13 protein-coding genes are annotated in these 17,795 nt (G+C 45.5%); 7 read left to right on the forward strand and 6 right to left on the reverse strand.

Annotation, left to right across the window (positions count from 1 at the left end; translation table 11 throughout):
- Positions 1-296 precede the first annotated feature (296 nt).
- Complete coding sequence (locus L4D06_RS07940) at positions 297-779, reverse strand: Lrp/AsnC family transcriptional regulator (RefSeq protein WP_429738669.1); 483 nt, start codon at positions 777-779, stop codon at positions 297-299.
- Between the two features lie 105 nt (positions 780-884).
- Here L4D06_RS07940 and L4D06_RS07945 point away from each other — a divergent pair, with 105 nt between their 5' ends.
- Together L4D06_RS07945 and L4D06_RS07950 are read left to right on the forward strand one after the other, a co-directional pair.
- Positions 885-2,042, forward strand: coding sequence for a cystathionine beta-lyase (locus L4D06_RS07945; RefSeq protein WP_429738671.1), 1,158 nt, complete (start codon positions 885-887; stop codon positions 2,040-2,042).
- A gap of 205 nt (positions 2,043-2,247) precedes the next feature.
- Positions 2,248-3,633, forward strand: a complete 1,386-nt coding sequence (locus L4D06_RS07950; protein ID WP_429738672.1) for an APC family permease — start codon at positions 2,248-2,250, stop codon at positions 3,631-3,633.
- 784 nt (positions 3,634-4,417) lie between these two features.
- Here the strand turns inward: L4D06_RS07950 and L4D06_RS07955 are convergent.
- The 4 genes from L4D06_RS07955 to L4D06_RS07970 form a co-directional block, all read right to left on the reverse strand.
- Entirely contained in the window at positions 4,418-5,572 is a 1,155-nt protein-coding gene (locus L4D06_RS07955) for a M20 aminoacylase family protein (protein ID WP_429738674.1), read from the reverse strand.
- Positions 5,573-5,731: 159 nt separating this feature from the next.
- On the reverse strand, positions 5,732-6,544 hold the full coding sequence (locus L4D06_RS07960) for a maleate cis-trans isomerase family protein (protein ID WP_429738676.1): 813 nt from the start codon (positions 6,542-6,544) through the stop codon (positions 5,732-5,734).
- Positions 6,545-6,601: 57 nt separating this feature from the next.
- Complete coding sequence (locus tag L4D06_RS07965) at positions 6,602-7,765, reverse strand: M24 family metallopeptidase (protein WP_429738677.1); 1,164 nt, start codon at positions 7,763-7,765, stop codon at positions 6,602-6,604.
- A gap of 93 nt (positions 7,766-7,858) precedes the next feature.
- On the reverse strand, positions 7,859-9,016 hold the full coding sequence (locus L4D06_RS07970; RefSeq protein ID WP_429738679.1) for a cystathionine beta-lyase: 1,158 nt from the start codon (positions 9,014-9,016) through the stop codon (positions 7,859-7,861).
- Positions 9,017-9,758: 742 nt separating this feature from the next.
- On the opposite strand from L4D06_RS07970, the gene L4D06_RS07975 reads away from it, so the two are divergent.
- Positions 9,759-11,063, forward strand: coding sequence for a solute carrier family 23 protein (locus L4D06_RS07975; protein ID WP_429738681.1), 1,305 nt, complete (start codon positions 9,759-9,761; stop codon positions 11,061-11,063).
- Positions 11,060-12,424 (forward strand): guanine deaminase, encoded by a 1,365-nt coding sequence (gene guaD / locus L4D06_RS07980; protein ID WP_429738683.1) that lies wholly within the window; start codon positions 11,060-11,062, stop codon positions 12,422-12,424. Before L4D06_RS07975 ends, guaD begins: the two co-directional genes overlap by 4 nt.
- A gap of 97 nt (positions 12,425-12,521) precedes the next feature.
- On the opposite strand, the gene L4D06_RS07985 is transcribed toward guaD, so the two are convergent.
- Entirely contained in the window at positions 12,522-13,337 is an 816-nt protein-coding gene (locus L4D06_RS07985) for an SDR family NAD(P)-dependent oxidoreductase (RefSeq protein WP_429738685.1), read from the reverse strand.
- Positions 13,338-13,534: 197 nt separating this feature from the next.
- Between L4D06_RS07985 and L4D06_RS07990 the strand changes: the two genes are divergently transcribed.
- From L4D06_RS07990 to lnt, 3 genes are all read left to right on the forward strand, one after another.
- Entirely contained in the window at positions 13,535-14,443 is a 909-nt protein-coding gene (locus tag L4D06_RS07990) for a LysR family transcriptional regulator (RefSeq protein ID WP_429738687.1), read from the forward strand.
- A 282-nt stretch (positions 14,444-14,725) separates the two neighbouring features.
- Positions 14,726-15,667, forward strand: a complete 942-nt coding sequence (locus tag L4D06_RS07995) for a 2OG-Fe(II) oxygenase family protein (protein ID WP_429738688.1) — start codon at positions 14,726-14,728, stop codon at positions 15,665-15,667.
- 613 nt (positions 15,668-16,280) lie between these two features.
- The gene (gene lnt, locus L4D06_RS08000; RefSeq protein ID WP_429738690.1) at positions 16,281-17,792 is read left to right on the forward strand and encodes an apolipoprotein N-acyltransferase; all 1,512 of its coding nucleotides are present in this window, start codon (positions 16,281-16,283) and stop codon (positions 17,790-17,792) included.
- The last annotated feature ends 3 nt before the right edge of the window (positions 17,793-17,795 follow it).

Here is a 17,795-nt window from a genome sequence, read left to right on the forward strand (position 1 = left end):
AGCTAACTTAGTTTGTCTAATACAGATCGTTCTTGTCCTTTAGTTAACCAGTAAGCAACAAAAACACGCTTATTTTTCTCCCCCTTACCAAAATCAGTCAGTCAATTTTTTAAGTCTCATTTAGAAAAATTTTGTGATGCACATTTGTGGCTGGATCGAATAATTAGTACATCAAAGAAATGTGGTCCGAAAATCTTCCATTATGGTGAAAAATTTTCTCAGTGTGAAAGTGAGTAATGGGTCACTAAAGTTGTCTTTAGTTAACCCATCACGTTGAATTTGAAATGAACGACCAATCAATCTTCATGCTCTAGCTGAGGGATTGGCGTATCTAACGAGGCTTTAACGCGATCCATCACCACGATAGTTCTAAACCATTTCACATTAGGGTTGTTGTAAAAAAGCCGCCCACTAATAGCTTCATATTCCGCCATGTTTGCCACCGTTAGCACCAACATAAAGTCAGCCTCGCCCGTGACGTAATAGCATTGTTGTATCTCAGGGCCAGAAAAGCTTTTCTTCATCTCTTCCATATCAGAGGCTTGTGCGCGTATCGCGTGTACTTCCACCATTATGGTAATGATTTGCCCCACCTTTTCAGGGGCAATAACGGCTGAATTGGCTTTAATTACCCCTGAATCTTCAAGTCGCTTAATGCGCCGTTGTACAGACGCTGTAGACAGATGTACCTGCTCGGAAATGATACGTAATGGCGTGGTGTTATCCTTTTGTAAGATTCTAAGGATGGCGCGATCATAATTATCAACTAACGAATTCATATGAAAATTTTTCTCAAATGCACAGCCTAATTCGAGCGCTATTCTCAAGTTAAGCCGAATAACATTGCCAGCATATTCACTCCATTACTGATTCGGAGCATCAATATGCATTGGCATAGCAGACTAGTTCAACCACAGACTTTGGCAGCGCCAGGGTTTGAATCCTTAGCGACTCCAACCTACCGCGGTTCAACGGTATTGTTCAATAAACAAGCTGACGTCGTTGACGCTTGGGATCAAGCGAAAGGCGGGTATAGCTATGGCCTGTACGGTACACCAACAACATTGGAATTATCGGGACGTATTGCACAGTTAGAAGGCGCGCTTCACAGTTTCGTGGTACCCGGTGGCCAAGCAGCTATCGCATTGGTTTATTTTGCAATGTGTCAGGCTGGCAGTCACGCATTGGTACCTCACAACGCTTACGGCCCTAACAAAGAAATGGCGCAAGGATTACTCAAAGGCTTGGGTATTGACGTGGAGCCTTACGACCCACTGATTGGTGCGGGAATAACAGATCTCATCCGTGACAATACCTCTTTGATTTGGGTTGAAAGCCCAGGCTCAGTCACCATGGAAGTTCAAGATGTGCCCGCCATTTGTGCCGCTGCCCATGAAAAAGGCGCCATGGTAGCAATCGATAATACCTACGCCGCAGGTGTGTTGTTTGATGCCTTCGCCCACGGCGTGGATATCAACATGCAGGCATTGACCAAGTATGTCGGTGGCCACAGCGATCTTCTGCTGGGTACAGTGTCTGTAAACAGTGAAGTGCTAAAAGAAAAAGTGGGCGCAACGTTCAAACAGCTAGGTTTAGCGGTATCACCAGATGATTGCAACCTGGCCCTACGCGGCCTGCAAACGCTAGGCATTCGCTTAGCGCACCTAGAAAAATCAACACTTGAAGTGGCTGAATGGTTAACCAAACAATCCGCCGTCGCACAAGTCCTCCACCCAGCTTTTCCATCGTGTCCTGGGCACGAAATATGGAAGCGTGATTTCACGGGCTCAAGCAGCGTCTTCTCTTTCTTGTTCACTGACGAATACACAGCGGAACAAGTTGAAAAGTTCATCGATTCCCTCTCTATGTTCAAGATCGGCATGAGTTGGGGCGGCGTAACAAGCTTGGCACTGGTATATCCAAACATTGAACGTCCGGGCAAAGACTATGCGGGTCGACTCGTTCGCCTCAATATTGGCTTAGAGCAAACATCAGATTTAATTGCTGACTTAGAGCGCGCAATAGAAGTCATCTCCAAATAAAAATAAATATAAAGGCGAAATTAGCTCTAAGTCTGATTTCGCCTAATAAAAATTATAGAAACCAAATCCAATATTAAACATCCCGAGGTAAATACAATGACCGTTATAACTTACCACTCAACCCTACTTAAAATAAAAACCCGCACCATTAAAGATTGCAACTTCGAACAAGACATGATGCTTCATTTAATGGGAGAGCACTAAAATGTCAGACGCAAATCATAGCATTCTTGGGAAGTGGACCCTTTTAGCAATGGGCGTAGGCATTACCGTCGGCGCTGGCTTATTTTCACTGATTGGCGCAGGCATTGGCTTAACGGGTCATGCACTTTGGCTAGCGTTTGGTATCGCCATTGTGTTTGGTATTTTTTATAACATCCCAATGTTATTTGCCAGTGGTGCTTTGGTGCTTGATGGCGGCCCGTACGCATTAATCAGTCGGATACTCGGCAAAAAATATGCGGGTATGTACGTTGTAAGCTTCTTCCTTTATTTCCCTACCGTTGCTATCTATTCCCTGGCACTAGGGTTCTACATTAATTCCATACTTCCAACGGTGACGCCTTCTGCAGGCGCAATTGCTGGCTTAACCGTTTTCTACATTGTTAACTTGTTTGGTCTAGATACACTCTCTAGGTTCCAGAACATGATGACAACATTCCTTATGGTTGGCATTGCGACATTTATTTTGATCGGTTTCGGTCAAGTGGACTTTGCCCTTCTTTCGCCAAGTACCAACCCAGATTTCGCCTCTGACGGTAACATGGGGATCTTTAAAGCGGCTTGTTTGCTGTCTTTTGCAACCTACTGCCAATACTACTTAATGTACTTCAGCAAATACGCTCAAAACCCAAAAAAAGACATTCCATTCGGCATGATCGGTACAACCTTGGTGATTATCTTTGTTTATCTTGGCGTATCAGTGGTCGCCTCTGGCATACTTCCCATTGATCAAGTCGCCAACCAACCACTCACCTTGGTCGCCCGTGAAGTACTTTCCGCGCCAGTCTTTACATTCTTTATGGTTTGCGGTCCTTTCATGGCACTAACAACCACAATCAACAGCGTTTACGCCTCTTATGTTCAACCGATTCAATCAGCCACACATGATGGTTGGTTCCCGAAAAGTTTTGCTGCCACCAACAGAAGAGGCAGCCCTTATAAAATCCTTACGCTATGCTGGCTTGCATCTATGTTGCCTATCCTTCTAGGTTGGGATATCAGCACCATTGCTAACACATACATTCTGACAGACATTTGTATTGGTATATTTATGATGGTCGCCATCGCATTGTTACCTAAGAAATTCCCACAAGCATGGGCCACACGAGAATTCGGTAAGAATGTTCCTTTATGGCTATTCTATACGCTTGTCGGACTAGCCGGTGTTGTTCAAGGCATTCTTATTTATAACTCTATCACCTCAATCAAGCTGTATATTGTGGTCGTCACTGCCATTGCGTTTGCTATTGGTATTCTTTACGCCATTAAGAAAGATAAGGAAATCAATGTCAGTAGCACGATCGATGAAACAGCAATAGACACGGATTTTGACTCTAAGCCAACAACAATAGAAAACAATCCAGCGTAATTACGCTGACGCTTAATTCAATATCTTCTCACATAAAAAGGTGGTCATTGTCAAATTGCCACCTTTACTTATATCATCCTTTTATTAACCCACCGCAACAACCATCTATTAAGTAATATCAGCAACACTCAACCCTTCATTACTATTATTTTATATTCAGCCCACCTGTAATGACTCTGCTCTGAGTTGTAGAACCATAATAGTGCCACTCTCCACCACTGCGACTCCCTTAAGAGATTCACTAAGTTCTATCTAAAATGAATATTTCGAGGAACGTTGTGTACCTAAACATTGCATCCAAGTAACCTGAACGTGCAGAATTCTGCAGCTATTGCTTGATTTGGGTGCGCATGAGATTAGCACCGAAATTCATCACCTCTCGCCTAGCCTCTTAGGGCCGAGCAATACCAAATATAGTCTCAACTTAGTGCATATCTTGAGAAAACGTTCATTTATACCAAAACGACCTGAAGATGCAGGATTCAGCGAATTTGACTGGCGTTGTGATCGCAGCGTCCCTTTTTTATGCAGGTGTATTCATCTCCATCAAAAAGGGACAACAAAGAGCACGGCGTCAGTCAACTCGCCCGAAGGGAGGCCATCAACACGCCCCCTTCTTCGTTAAATTCCACGGGAATAGAACCACTATTCCTCGTAAAATTCGCCTCGAATTGAACGCATTGACGACCTCTGAATGCGAGCATCTTCAGGTCGTTTGGGTATAACAAAAAATGCCAACAGCTTATCGCCATTGGCATTTTCATTAATCGATGTGGCGATTTTATTAGAGCGGAAGCTGGTCGTGTACCAATTCAACCCAGAAATTCGCGCCAATCAGCAATAGGTCGTCGTTGAAGTCGTAGTGAGGCAGATGTAACGCAACACCGCCTTTCTCTCCAGATAAACCATTACCGACTAACATGTAGCAGCTTGGAACTTCACGTTGCATGAACGAAAAATCCTCAGAGATACAGTAGGGCTTACACTTATCATTAACTTTACTTTCGCCTACAACTTTTTTAGCAACACGCACCGCGATTTCAGACGTACTTGCATCATTCACTGTTGATAATACGCAGTTGGAAAACTCATAGTTGTATCCAAGACCTGCTGCCGCAGTAATCCCGGACACAACTCGTTCCATGGCCTGCTTAATGTACTCTTGAGTTTCATCAGAGAAACAACGCGTATCACCAGATAGCGTCACAACCGTAGGTATGACGTTAGCACCGCCGTTGGTTTTAATGTCAGTCACTGACAGTACTGCTGGCTCGTGTATTGCGTCGAGATTACGCGTAATAATCGACTGCAACGCTGAGACAATATTACAAGCGGCTATGACTGGGTCACTGCCTAAATGAGGCATGGCAGCGTGACCACCATCGGCTAGTACTTCAATTTTAAAGTGGTTTTCACTCGCCATAACCGAACTTGGGCTGATCAGAAAGTCACCTAACGGTAAACCTGGTAAGTTGTGCATGGCGTAAATAGAATCTATCTTCCAGCGCGTGAACAAACCATCTTCAATCATGGCTTTAGCACCTGTGCCCTGCTCTTCGGCTGGTTGGAACACAAAATAAACCGTGCCGTCAAAGTCATCTTGTTGGGACAATTTATAAGCCGCGCCCAACAACATTGAGATATGTCCGTCGTGACCACATCCATGCATCATGCCGCTATTTTTCGATGCGTAGCAGAAGTCATTCTGTTCTTCGACGGGAATAGCATCAAAATCAGCACGCAGAGCAATAGATTTGGTCGATGTGCCGCGCTTTAGTATCCCGACCATGCCAGTTTTACCAATTCCACGGACGACTTCAATGCCAAACTCTTCGAGTTTTTTAGCTATGAAATCAGCGGTTACTGCTTCTTCGAATCCAATTTCTGGAATGGTATGGAGATGATGACGCCACTCAATGATTTCTTTTGATAAGTTCATAGTATTCACTTTGTAGATCGAAGAAGACTACAACATTGAGTAGCCTTCTTAATCGCTGAGGGAGTAGCCCATAAAATACATGTAGCTGCTGGTCTATGCTACTGATGGTCTACGCTACTTTTGATTTACGTTACTGTTGATTTTCGCCACATCGGCAACCTAAACCATGGCGCATAACAGATCGTTTTCTTCTCTCGAGACGATTTCACCGGATAGCAGCTTGCCGTAACCTGGGCAGACGGCAGTCTTTCCACACAAGTGCATTGAGTGCCAGAAAAGCGCTGAGTTACTCGATACAATCGGCACACCGTATTTATCTTCTAGATACTGAATTTTCTCTACGGCACGTAAGCTAGTACATGACATGAAAATGACATCCACATTGCCATTGTTAATCAGGACCTCAAGGCCATCTTCAAAGCTGGTTAGTGGCACTTTATGGATCATATTGTCATCAATAATGCCTAGAGCGGTTAAACCAACAACGTTAAAGCCAGCATCAACCAATTGTTCACGAAGCGGGAAATTCACATCGGTTGGGTATGGAGAGAACACCGCAACATTCTTAGCGCCTAGATGCTTAAATGCCGCTTGAGCTGCAGACCAAGGGTTCGTCGTTGGGATATCACCACGGCCTTCAGTTAATAGCTTTGATACTTTCTTTTCGCCAATGACGATTGATGCCGACGTACACGCAAACGCCATCACATCCATCGGCAAACCATCACCCACCAATACCGCACCGTCACTAATACTCGCGGCCACCGCATCTAAGGCTTCAGGTGTCATTCCGTTTTCTTTGAAAATACGCGTACTAAATAGCGCAGCTTGCTCACGTAGTAGATGAGACCAATCCGTTTCTAGCGTATGGTCATTCGCTAGCTGAACCAGACCAATATGAACACGCTCAGGACGAGGTGCAGGTTCAAATTGGAGCTTCACTTCAAACTCATTAAACTCTTCAAAATTCATACTAATATCCTTTTTTATTGCTTTTATTTAGATAAACTTCAGTTTTTAAATCAGCGATTAACCAATAATGATCAGTTCTGGCTCTGCACGTTCTGATAACCATTCCGCGCCGTCTTCAGTGATAACAATGTTCTCTTCGTGAAGCATTGTTTTGCCTAGCGCGTAAGTCATACCCGGCTCTAGCGTCATGACCATGCCTGGTTTTAGCACAGTGTTGTCTGTTGCCGTATTCGATGGTCGCTCAGTCAATTCCATACCTAGACCATGACCAACACGGCCAATGTCATTACCCAGCGCGCCATTCGCTTCGAGCACTTTCCACATTGCGTTGTAAATATCAGTTGTTGTTGCACCAGGGCGAGCAGCCTCAAAACCTTTTGACGTTGCTTCATACGTTGCGCGATATGCAGCTTTGGTTTGATCACTGGCATGACCAAACGCCCAGTTACGGTCGAAATCTGAGAAATAGCCGTCCCACACTGCGCCTGTATCAATCAGCAACACATCGCCTTGCTCAATGACTCGGTCAGTCGGGCCCATCAAAATATCGTCGTAAGCATCTGGGCCTGATCCTGCAATAATGAACGGGCATGCATCCGCACCAGCTTGCAGCATATCGAGACCAAATTGCTTACAGATTTCACGCTCAGTCATACCGACGCGCGCGTATTCAGGAATGCGCTTAAACCCAACGTTGGTGATACGACAAATCTCACGGGTTTTCGCGATTTCAGCTTGGGATTTGATCTGACGTAATTCATGCACGGCGAGTGCAACGTCAACAAACTCTTTATTGACCATTGTGGTCAGTTTTAAGTAGTTGTTCACTGGCATACGAATGTGGGATTCGATACCGAGAGTCATACCCACGCGACCATGGCGGCTTGGGAGAGTGTTTAGGGTGTTTGCAACAAGGCTGATACCGTCATCTTCTGGGCGTGGTGCTGGCCATGTAATGATCGTTTCGATCCAAGTATTTGCCATCCCTTTAGCGCCAATTTCTGGAATGATGGCAATAGGCTTACCTTCGGCAGGAACAACAACAAACCAAGGCCGTGTTGGGCTATGCCAAAATTGGCTGAGAAAACCAGTAAAGTAGCGAACGTTTGGCTCTGTGGTGAAAACCATGGCATCAAGCTTCATGTCATGCATGATTTTTTGAGCGCGAAGAGTACGTTGTTCAAATTCTTGTTGGGTAAAACCACGAGTAGGCATCGTCATTTTATCGACCTTATTATCAATTATGTAGGGTTATATTCTTTTTTGACGAGACGAAACCTGACATTTATCTGGTTTCGTCTTTGAATTTGTTATTTATTGAGAGATCTTTTGAATTGCGTGCTCAATGTCTTGAATGAGCTCGGCGGTTTGTTCTAAGCCGATGTTTAAGCGCACTAATCGACCCGCATAATCTTTACCGGGACGTTCGATATTTGGGTAGACCAAAGCCAGGCTCGTGACCCCACCCCAGCTCATGCCAATTTTGAACATCTCTAACGTATCGATGAACTGCTCAACTTGCTCAGCGGTATACTCTTCCGTAAATAGGAAAGAAAAAACGCTGCTTGAACCCGTAAAATCACGCTTCCAAAGTTCATGACCAGGACAAGATGGGAGTGCTGGATGGAACACTTGAGTAACAGCGGAATGTTTGGTTAGCCATTCAGCCACTTCCAGGGTTGATTTTTCGAGGTGCGCGAGGCGAATACCTAAGGTTTGAAGTCCACGTAATGCTAAGTTGCAGTCATCTGGAGAAACAGCCAGACCTAGTTGTTTGAACGTCTTACCGACTTTTTCGACTAAAACGTCCGTATTGACTGTTACCGTGCCTAACAATAGATCGCTGTGGCCACCAACGTATTTAGTCAATGCTTGCATGCTTATATCTACACCATGAGCGAAAGCATCGAACAACACACCTGCCGCGTAAGTATTATCCAACGCGACCATCACCCCTTTTTCATGTGCCGCGGCGCAAATAGCGGGAATATCCTGGATTTCCATCGTTACAGAGCCAGGGCTTTCAACCCAAATCAGCGATGTATTTTCTCGAATAAGTTCCGAAATTCCGGCGCCAATGAGAGGGTCATATGGCTCTACGTCAATGCCCAAGTCATTGAGTAACCCTTGAGCCATTTCTTTATTTGGACCATAAGCATTAAATGGCACTAGTGCATGGCTGCCAGCTTTACACATCGCGAAGTAGATAAGAGCTATAGCGGCTTGACCACCGGGAACCACAAAGCATTGTTGTGCCCCTTCTAATTGCGCAATGCGTCCTGATAGTTCCAGAGTGGTAGGGGTGCCGTATAAACCATAAGCATATCCGTTTTTGGCCTGATTCCAGTCATCGACCACATCTGCTTGTTTTTTGAACAATACTGTTGAGCCACGGTAGGTTGGAGTCGCTAAAGATTCAAAGCCTGACGCCGCTAAAGTTTGTGGTTGAACAAGTCTGCTATGCCAATGCATATTAATCTCCAGAACGAGAGTGAATTGAATATGCGGCAATATTATTTCGTTTTTATTGAGAATTGCGCTCGTATTTCGAGGTCTTTTTGAAAGAATTTCTCACACAGATTGATTGGATGTTGTTTTGTCTTCAACATCAAAATCCCGACAAGATGCAACACGAATACACCCTATCGGTGTTGCTCCCCTTGGTTTAGTGCTGTAAGTCATACATTCGAGAAGTTCGGACATTAACTTGAGTGACTTTCAAAAGAAACTTGTCACCTTCACGCTCAATCATAGATGTTCAATAACTGAGTTTAATGGTTTAACTCTCACTATCGTCCTTGATAAATTTTCTCGCATAATTCAGAAATTTAATAAATATTTGGCATCAGCCCTCTTTTTTGGCGCAAATTCTAACTGAAACTAAAAATATGCATTTAGGCATAACGTCAAATTGAATAATCAAGAGCAACTCGTTCAGCATTTAAAGAAGAAACGATTAGTTTTGTCATCTTATGCCTTACTCTAAACCACGCCACTGCTTCCTCACCTTGAATACCAACCTCGCCTGCCTACAAAACCACCACTCAAACACGCAATCGGAAGATATCGATAAAAACCCACACGCAAACGATTGCCTTCCTTCAAAAAGCGAGTAAGATGCGCGCCAATTTCAAGGTGTTACTGACGTTGGTTGCTCACCAAAGGGCCAAGTGTACGCCTGCTGATTTCTAGACTCACTTTGGTACTAAAACCTATGAAAACTGCTGTTCCACTGAATATCGATGAAAAGATCTCTCTGCCGAAATCTTTGTCTCTTGGCGCACAACACGTGTTGGCGATGGACCTTTATATCGTCCCTATCATCCTCGCCGGTCTCCTTTCTCTTTCTGTTGGCGATACGTCTTCTCTCATCCAAATGACGTTTATCGTCGCGGGTCTGTGTACCATCATCCAATCTGGATTCTTACTCAAATTACCTGTCATGCAAGGCCCCTCTTACATTCCTATCGGCGCCATTGCCGCAATTGGTAAATCTATGGGTATGGGCGCAGTGTATGGCGCAATGATCCCCGTCGCGATTTGTGTCGCACTACTCGGTCGCCCTTTGAACCTGTTCAGTAAGTTGGTTAAAACATTCGTGCCACCCATCGTCGGTGGCACAGTGATCATCGTGGTGGGAATCTCTTTGTTACCCGTGGCATTCAATGGCATTTACACCGCTGACCGCCCTGCTGAGAATATTCTTATCGCCATGGCGAGTATGTTCTCCCTAAGTGCGTTCATTTTACTTGGCTGCTTTATTAAGCAACTGCATTGGCTTCGTTTGGCATCCGTTCTAGGAGCCATTGTTGTTGGTACACTAGTGGCTGCATCAATGGGCATGGCGGATTTCTCTGCCGTATCCCACGCCGCATGGATTGAGCTTCCAAGCTTGCTGCCGTTTGGCGAACTGGTATTCGACCCGCTCGCTATCATGACGTTATTGTTCGTCACCATGATCGTGCTGGTTGAAACCACAGGCACTTGGTGTGCGGTTACTGCGGTCACGGGTTCTGATTTGGACGACAACCGTTTGAACCGCGGCGCAACGGGTGAAGCGGCAGGTCAATTTATCTGTTCCCTACTGGGCGGAAGCCCTGTGACAGGTTATTCCACTAATGCGGGGATCATTGCCGTAACCGGCGTGGCTTCACGTCGCGCGATTATCGCAGGCGGCTTTATTCTTCTCGTTCTTGGCCTTGTTCCAAAGCTTACCAGCCTGATTGCTTCCGTACCGCATGCGGTGATTGCTGGCATATTTGCGGTTATTTGTGTGGTGATTGCCATGAACGGTTTTCGCGTTGTCCAGAACATACAGCTTACCGAACGCAACATGCTGGTGATCGGTTTGCCTATTATGCTTGCGCTGGGAGCGGTTCTGATGCCTCGTGAAATCATTTATGCGCTCCCTGAACTCGTGGGATATTTGGCGAACTCAGGCATTGCCATTGGTGCGCTGGCTGCGGTTATTTTGAATTTCATTCTTCCTGAAGAAGCATCACAAGAGGCCAAGGCATGATTAACATGACTCAGATTCAATTCGGCATTTTGGCGGACACTTTCCATGCTCCTGTAAAAGGCGAGTTGGCGTTCATTCCAGACTTCTTGATCCTTGTTGATTTACGTGGCGACATTGTAGCTACCTTCCATTCTGACGATGTGGATTACAGCGTTCATCTGAACGCATTATGCGACTCACTGAAGCTGATCACCGTTGAGAAAGGCCAGTACCTGATGCCAGGTTTGGTTGACTTGCACTGCCACGCTCCGCAGTGGCCACAAGCTGGCAAAGGGTTAGATCTGCCGCTTTACGATTGGCTCCAAGACTACACTTTCCCACTGGAAAACCGTTACAGCGACCTGGCGTTTGCTGAAACGGTATACCAAGACGTGACCCGTACACTTTTGGCGAACGGAACCACCAGCGCAATGTATTTTGCGTCTATACATCGTGAAGCCTCAGAACTTCTCGCAAACATCAGCCTTGAACAGGGCCAACGCGCGTTCGTGGGCAGAATCAACATGGACAACGCGGAGCAATGTCCTGCGTTCTATCGAGAGTCATCTGTTGAGCAGTCACTCGCTGACACGGAAGCATTCATTCACAACGTGCGCGGCATGAAATGCAATGAACACGGCTTAGTGAAGCCAGTGATTACTCCTCGCTTCGTGCCTAGTTGCACCGAAACATTGCTACGTGAATTGGGCAAACTGGTTCAGCACCACGACGTTCACATGCAAACGCATTGTTCTGAAAGCGATTGGGCACGGGATTATGCACTACAGCACTATGGTAAGTCCGACATTGAAATCTATGCAGAAGCTGGGTTGTTGAACAACAAAACTGTACTGGCACACTCGATTTTTCTGACCGACAACGACGTTACTGTGATGAAAGAATTTGATGCGGGGATTGGCCATTGCCCGCTGTCGAATATGTATTTTGCCAACGCCGCCATGCACACCCGTGAATTACTAGATAGCGGCGTGAGCATTGGTTTAGGCAGCGATATTGCAGGCGCACCATCTCCTTCGATATTCCGCGCCAGTTTTGACGCTGTTACCCATTCTCGCGTTCGCGAAGACGGTGTAGATTCACGTTTGACGGCAGAAGAACGCGGCGTTGTTGGTTCGCGTGTTAGCTTTATTGAAGCATTCTGGATGGCAACCGCGGGCGGTGGGCGTGTGTTGAATGAAAAAGTGGGTCTATTCGAGAAAGATTTCCACTTCGATGCGCTCGTTATCAAACCGAGTGCTTTGGGTAACCTGCGTATATGGCAGGATATGGACACCCCTCGCGATATTTTGGAGAAAATCGTGTCATTAGGCCAAAGCTGCGATATCGACAAAGTTTGGGTACAAGGCAAACAAGTTCGATAGCGTTTAAAACTCACGCCTAAACCACAAACAAAAACCTCCCCTGCTTGCGCATCGGGAGGTTTTTATTTTGCAAAATTACTCGCGGATTTATGACGATTTAGGATTGGATGCCAAGCTTGCCCAGCACCTCGTCCATTGCGACAACCAGTGCTTCACTTTTGTTTGAATCTAGGGCATCAGAATGCGGCGGAGTAAATGCACCAATGTCATTGTCAAAGTAACGACCGGAAGCACCAGAAAACTCCTCACTCAGGGCTGCATCAACTAACACATCAGCACCAATACTTAAGTCCTTGCCTTCAGAGCCGTAAGCTTCTTTGACCATTTTACTACCCAGAAATGACGCCGGATTGACAGCAATTAGAGCGGGTGCATCCGACCCCAAGGTCTGAGCCAACATGAAACTCCACATGGTGATAGCTAATTTGCTCTGCGCATAAGCAGCGCTATCAGACAATTCTTGTCTGCCTCTCAGCGCCTCCAAGTTAACAGGTGCTTGAGCCGCCGAAGACAAGTTCACCACGCGACTGTCTGCGTCCATCAATGGCAACAGAGCTTTGGTCAGCACATAAGGTGCCAACGTATTAACCACAAAGCGCACGTCATAGCCATATTTGGTCACGGTAGTCGGCACTTTAAATACGCCAGCATTATTGATCAGCACATCGATATTTGAGTACTTCGCTTTAATTTGTTCAGCCATCGTAACCACTTGAGACAAATCCGACAGGTCAGCCAAATATGTATCAAACTTTGCATTCGGGTAAGCATCAGCCAGTGCAATTTTTGCCTGTTCCAATTTGGCACTATTACGACCATGCAACAACAGCGTGTGACCGTCGGCTGCCAGCTTCTTCGCCGTTTCAAAGCCGATGCCATCTGTGGCGCCTGTCAAAAATAGGGTCTTTTTCATCACGCTCTTCCTTTAATGATTATTTTGTACACGGCCTTTTCCTGATCGAGTATATCAATCAGATGTGGATTCGCACTCTATCCCCCAAGCGCTCGTACATAGGTGTTCAACGAATCAATGGAATGAGTCTAATACTTTGGTTAAAGTATATAAATGACAGAAAAGTATAATCATAATTCGGATTTTGGAGATAATGGATGAACACCAATAGCATCAAGTTATTTGTTCTCGCGGCAGAAACGCTGAATATCAGCGCGGCAGGGCAACAGCTGGGGCTCACACCGTCGGTGGCCAGTGCTTGGTTATCAAAATTAGAATTGGAAGTCGGTGCCGATCTGTTTCACCGCACCACCCGAAAAGTGACCTTATCGATTGAAGGCACAGAGTTTCTGCCCTATGCCAAAGAGATTCTGGCGCAAGAAGAGGCAGCGTTTGCTGCATTGGGGCGAGGCAACCCCAATGTAAGTGGCACCCTTCGATTTGCAGCGTCCAGCACGTTCGCCCAACGATACATCGTGCCGATTCTGCCTGAGTTTTTGGAACGCCATCCAGACATTAACCTCGAGCTAACCCTTTCTGATACGCAAGTGAAGTTAATCGAAGGCGGCTATGATCTAGCATTGCGTAACCTCGCTGTTGAAGACAGCAGCTTAATTGGCCGACGCCTTGCGATTGATACGAGGGTTCTCTGTGCTTCCCCTGAGTATCTGAGCGCTCAAGGCACACCAGAAATACCGGAAGATCTCGCCAACCATCAGCTACTGGTCTTTATGAAGGCCAAACCCAGAAAGCTTATCGCCAGTAATGGCAAACGCGAATGTACCTTTCCTCCTACGAACAGCAAACCACGTGTTGTCTGTGACGACGGCGCGAGCATGCGCCTCGCTGCCAAAACAGGTGTGGGAATTTGCATGAGCTCTATTTGGAACATCCATGCCGAACTCAAGGAAGGCTCTCTGGTCAGGGTGTTACCTGACTACCATGTTGAGGATCAAAGCTCAGTGTGGCTCGTATATCCAAAATCCAATGTGCTCACCGCCAAAGTTCGCGTCTTTATTGATTACCTCGTCGAAAAAATCGGTAACCCGCCAGTGTGGGAGCGATAAATCACTTCCCTTGCCACTTCGATAACAACTGCAACTGCCAGCTCAATTGCAGTGGCACTTTCAAAAATGAAGCGTGCGACGATATGGCACGCATTCTATTTTACACACGGTAATTGAACGGCTCATTATCTTCAAAAACCAACAACTGATTCTTTATTTTCGTCATTTATTCGTCATTTAAATCAAATTAATATTCTCTCATCGAAGTTTGGACACACGTAGCCAAAGCACACCAATCCATAGATGGATGTCGGTTTCTGATTGCCGAGAGGAGAAAATAAAATGACAAATACAGCCACTCACATCGATAACGCGACTTTTGCTCCCCTGACGCAGGCTCGTGAATTGGTATTGCCAACGCGAGAAGCCATGTTGCAACGTGCACCATCTGTAAAGCGCTTCTGGGACAGCAACGCGCAATTGCTAACAGACGCTTGGCAGGCATGGGAAATCAGCGACGAATCACCAACAGTTAAACCAAACACATCGCTGCTAGATCCGCGACTAAAAAACGCCGTCGAACAAGCGTGGCAGGATCCAAGCAAAGAAAATGCGGTAAAAGATCTTTGGGAAGAAGTTTCTGCGGGCGTTTATCAAGCCCAGATATTTGACCCAGAGCGCTTGGCAGAATTGCGCACTTATCTCGAAGCGACAGCTAACGCGGGTATACCAACGCGTCCACCTTACGGCATTGCGTTAAACCGTAACGGTGCCATGTTGGACCAACGCTCTGAAGGTTATTTGGCCGCGCCAGCGTTTCAAGGGTTTTACCGTGAATTTATGGATAGCTACATGCGCCCTATCGCACGCCTATTGTTTCCAGGTGTGATGGGGTATGACAGTCAAACGTTTGGTTTCTCGATTCAATATCAAACGGGAATGGATACGTCGCTGCAGCCACATACAGATGCCAGCGCCGCCACCATGAACATCAACATCAATTTGCCGGATGAATCGTTCACAGGATCAGAGGTGGATTTCTACGACCAAGTATCCGGCAACGTAAACCGTATTGTTTTCAAACCGGGTACCGCAATGATCCACCGAGGCAGCATACCGCACGCCGCCCACCCGATCACGAGTGGCACGCGCAGCAATCTAGTATTTTGGCTTTACGGCGATCGAATGCAGATTCCTTTGGCAGGCCAACGCACGGAGCAAGTCGATGCCAAATTACGATGGAAAATATCAAACACCAAAACAGACACATACGCGCCGTTCTAACTCCTAAGTAAATACCAGAAAAGTAATGCAAAATTAATTGATACAATGTTTACGAAAAATAACAAGATAAGATTATTTACATCGAAATCTTTGCAGTGTGAATATTTAAGATTTATAACTTGTTGAAACATTGGAATATAAAACACGACACCACCCGACTCTTATTTGTCGAGAGGTATTTCATTCTCCATTTATACCCAATCAACCTGAAGATGCTCGATTTCAGAGGCCATCAGTGCGTTCAGTTCAAGGCAAATTCTTGTAGGGATAGTCATTCTATTTCACAGGGATTTAACGATGAAGTGGACGCACTGAGGGCCTCCCTTCGGGCGAGTTTACTGACGCCATGCTCGGTGTTATCCCTTTTTAATGGAGATCACTACATCGGCAAAGGGACGCCTAGATCATAACGTCAGTAAACCTCGCTGAATCCTGCATCTCCAGATTGTTTGGGTATACATCAAAACTCCACACAAAAATAGGTATTCCGCTCTTGAGTAAGAGTCTAAATTCATTGTTCTGTTTTTTACAACAACCCTCAATAATGAGACACCGATAGTCTGATGATCTGAGATAAATTGTCAAAATAATTATATGCAATTGGTCGTCATGAATGTATTGGCTAAGTTTAGTGGCAGGAAGCCTATTTGGTTATGCCTTCAGATTTGACTCTATCGGCTTATGCATGGCATTGGCGAGCTTTGTCTTCCAGTTTTGGTTAGCTTCTTATCCCGACCGTTTTTGGCAGAAACTGCTCAGTTGGTTCTTTTTTGGACTGTCTTATTACATTGTTTCGCTTTTGTGGATTAGTGGATATCTTAGCAACGAATATGGCGATGCGGCTTGGATACACTGGGGATTGTGGCCATTTCTGATTGCAATTTTGACGGTCAGTTTTGTGATCGTACCAGTCGTCACCTATGGTCTCTCTCGTCTATCCTCAATCATTGCCTTTCCATTCGCGCTAAGCGGACTCGATATATTGAGAGAACAAAGTACATTCTCTTTTCCTTGGCTACATCCCGGATATCTATTCTCAGATATAGGCTTTCAAGGCTTGTTGAGCACTTTCGGTTCAATAGGCCTCAGCTTCGTCGTCTATGCCTTTTCAAGTTCGCTCGTCGCAATATATATCTGCAAAAATAAAGTTGCCCCGACATTGTTCTCTCTAGCTTTTGTTACCGTTGCATTAATATCAAACTACTCATTAAAAATTCACGATAGCGATCAAGCAGACACGTCTGAATATATCACTGTCAGGCTGATTCATGGCAGTTTCAATGACAAAAGCAAATTATCAAAAAACGCGGTTATTGAACGTGTTGAACGTTACGCTGCATTGTCACTGCAAGCCCCTAAGGCATCTCTAGTCATATGGCCTGAATCAACCATGTCCATGCCCTTTCGTGAAATCATGCCCTTTGTTGATGATTCATTTTCTGCATTAAACGCAAAGGGAGTTGTCGTCATTTGGGGCGGGCAGGATCGACAGCATGGACAAATAAGAAATGTTGTTCTGAGAAGTGACGAGGCCACCCCCATCTATTACAAGCAGCGTCTTGTTCCATTTGGAGAGTACCGTCCCTCTTGGTTTGGTAACTCAATTCATAGTGTGGCTCTCTCACGAGGAAAAGATGTCGCTGTCTCAAAGAATACAAAGAATCAACATGTCTTCGGCTCCCTGCGCGCTGCTGTCGCTGTGTGTTATGAAGCCCTATATTCCGATGTATTCAGTTCCAAACTTAAACAAACTAACACTAATGCTGTTGTCTTACTCAGCGATGTTGAGTGGACCAACCAACTTTGGCTAAAAAGAATACTCTTCTCGGTTGCAAAAACAAGAGCAATGGAAGTCGGTAAGCCTCTGTTAAACGTAACGAATGTTGGAACAACTGCGTTGATCTCCCCCGATGGAAAAGTCATAGACATAGTTGAACAACTTCAACGAACTCAAATGCTTGATGTCAAAGTAAAGCTGCAACCTCAGCAAACCTTCTACACACAACATGGTCATGCGTGGCTGTTGTTATTGTCCATCGCAGTACTCTTTTTTCTCCAAATTTATAAACACATAAATTCAGTTGATTTTCCTTTTTACAAAAGACACAAAAAATCACAAGGATAACGA

Origin of the sequence: Enterovibrio makurazakiensis (genome assembly GCF_050336585.1) — a bacterium.
Taxonomy (GTDB): Bacteria; Pseudomonadota; Gammaproteobacteria; order Enterobacterales; family Vibrionaceae; genus Enterovibrio; species Enterovibrio gelatinilyticus.

Excerpts from the sequence above, each read along its gene's own strand:
- L4D06_RS07950 (WP_429738672.1), top strand. The coding sequence starts at position 2,248 with ATGTCAGACGCAAATCATAGCATTCTTGGGAAGTGGACCCTTTTAGCA.
- lnt (WP_429738690.1), top strand. The coding sequence starts at position 16,281 with ATGTATTGGCTAAGTTTAGTGGCAGGAAGCCTATTTGGTTATGCCTTC.
- L4D06_RS07995 (WP_429738688.1), top strand. The coding sequence starts at position 14,726 with ATGACAAATACAGCCACTCACATCGATAACGCGACTTTTGCTCCCCTG.
- guaD (WP_429738683.1), top strand. The coding sequence starts at position 11,060 with ATGATTAACATGACTCAGATTCAATTCGGCATTTTGGCGGACACTTTC.
- L4D06_RS07960 (WP_429738676.1), bottom strand. The coding sequence starts at position 6,544 with ATGAATTTTGAAGAGTTTAATGAGTTTGAAGTGAAGCTCCAATTTGAA.
- L4D06_RS07970 (WP_429738679.1), bottom strand. The coding sequence starts at position 9,016 with ATGCATTGGCATAGCAGACTTGTTCAACCACAAACTTTAGCGGCGTCA.
- L4D06_RS07940 (WP_429738669.1), bottom strand. The coding sequence starts at position 779 with ATGAATTCGTTAGTTGATAATTATGATCGCGCCATCCTTAGAATCTTA.
- L4D06_RS07985 (WP_429738685.1), bottom strand. The coding sequence starts at position 13,337 with ATGAAAAAGACCCTATTTTTGACAGGCGCCACAGATGGCATCGGCTTT.
- L4D06_RS07990 (WP_429738687.1), top strand. The coding sequence starts at position 13,535 with ATGAACACCAATAGCATCAAGTTATTTGTTCTCGCGGCAGAAACGCTG.
- L4D06_RS07965 (WP_429738677.1), bottom strand. The coding sequence starts at position 7,765 with ATGACGATGCCTACTCGTGGTTTTACCCAACAAGAATTTGAACAACGT.
- L4D06_RS07955 (WP_429738674.1), bottom strand. The coding sequence starts at position 5,572 with ATGAACTTATCAAAAGAAATCATTGAGTGGCGTCATCATCTCCATACC.
- L4D06_RS07975 (WP_429738681.1), top strand. The coding sequence starts at position 9,759 with ATGAAAACTGCTGTTCCACTGAATATCGATGAAAAGATCTCTCTGCCG.
- L4D06_RS07945 (WP_429738671.1), top strand. The coding sequence starts at position 885 with ATGCATTGGCATAGCAGACTAGTTCAACCACAGACTTTGGCAGCGCCA.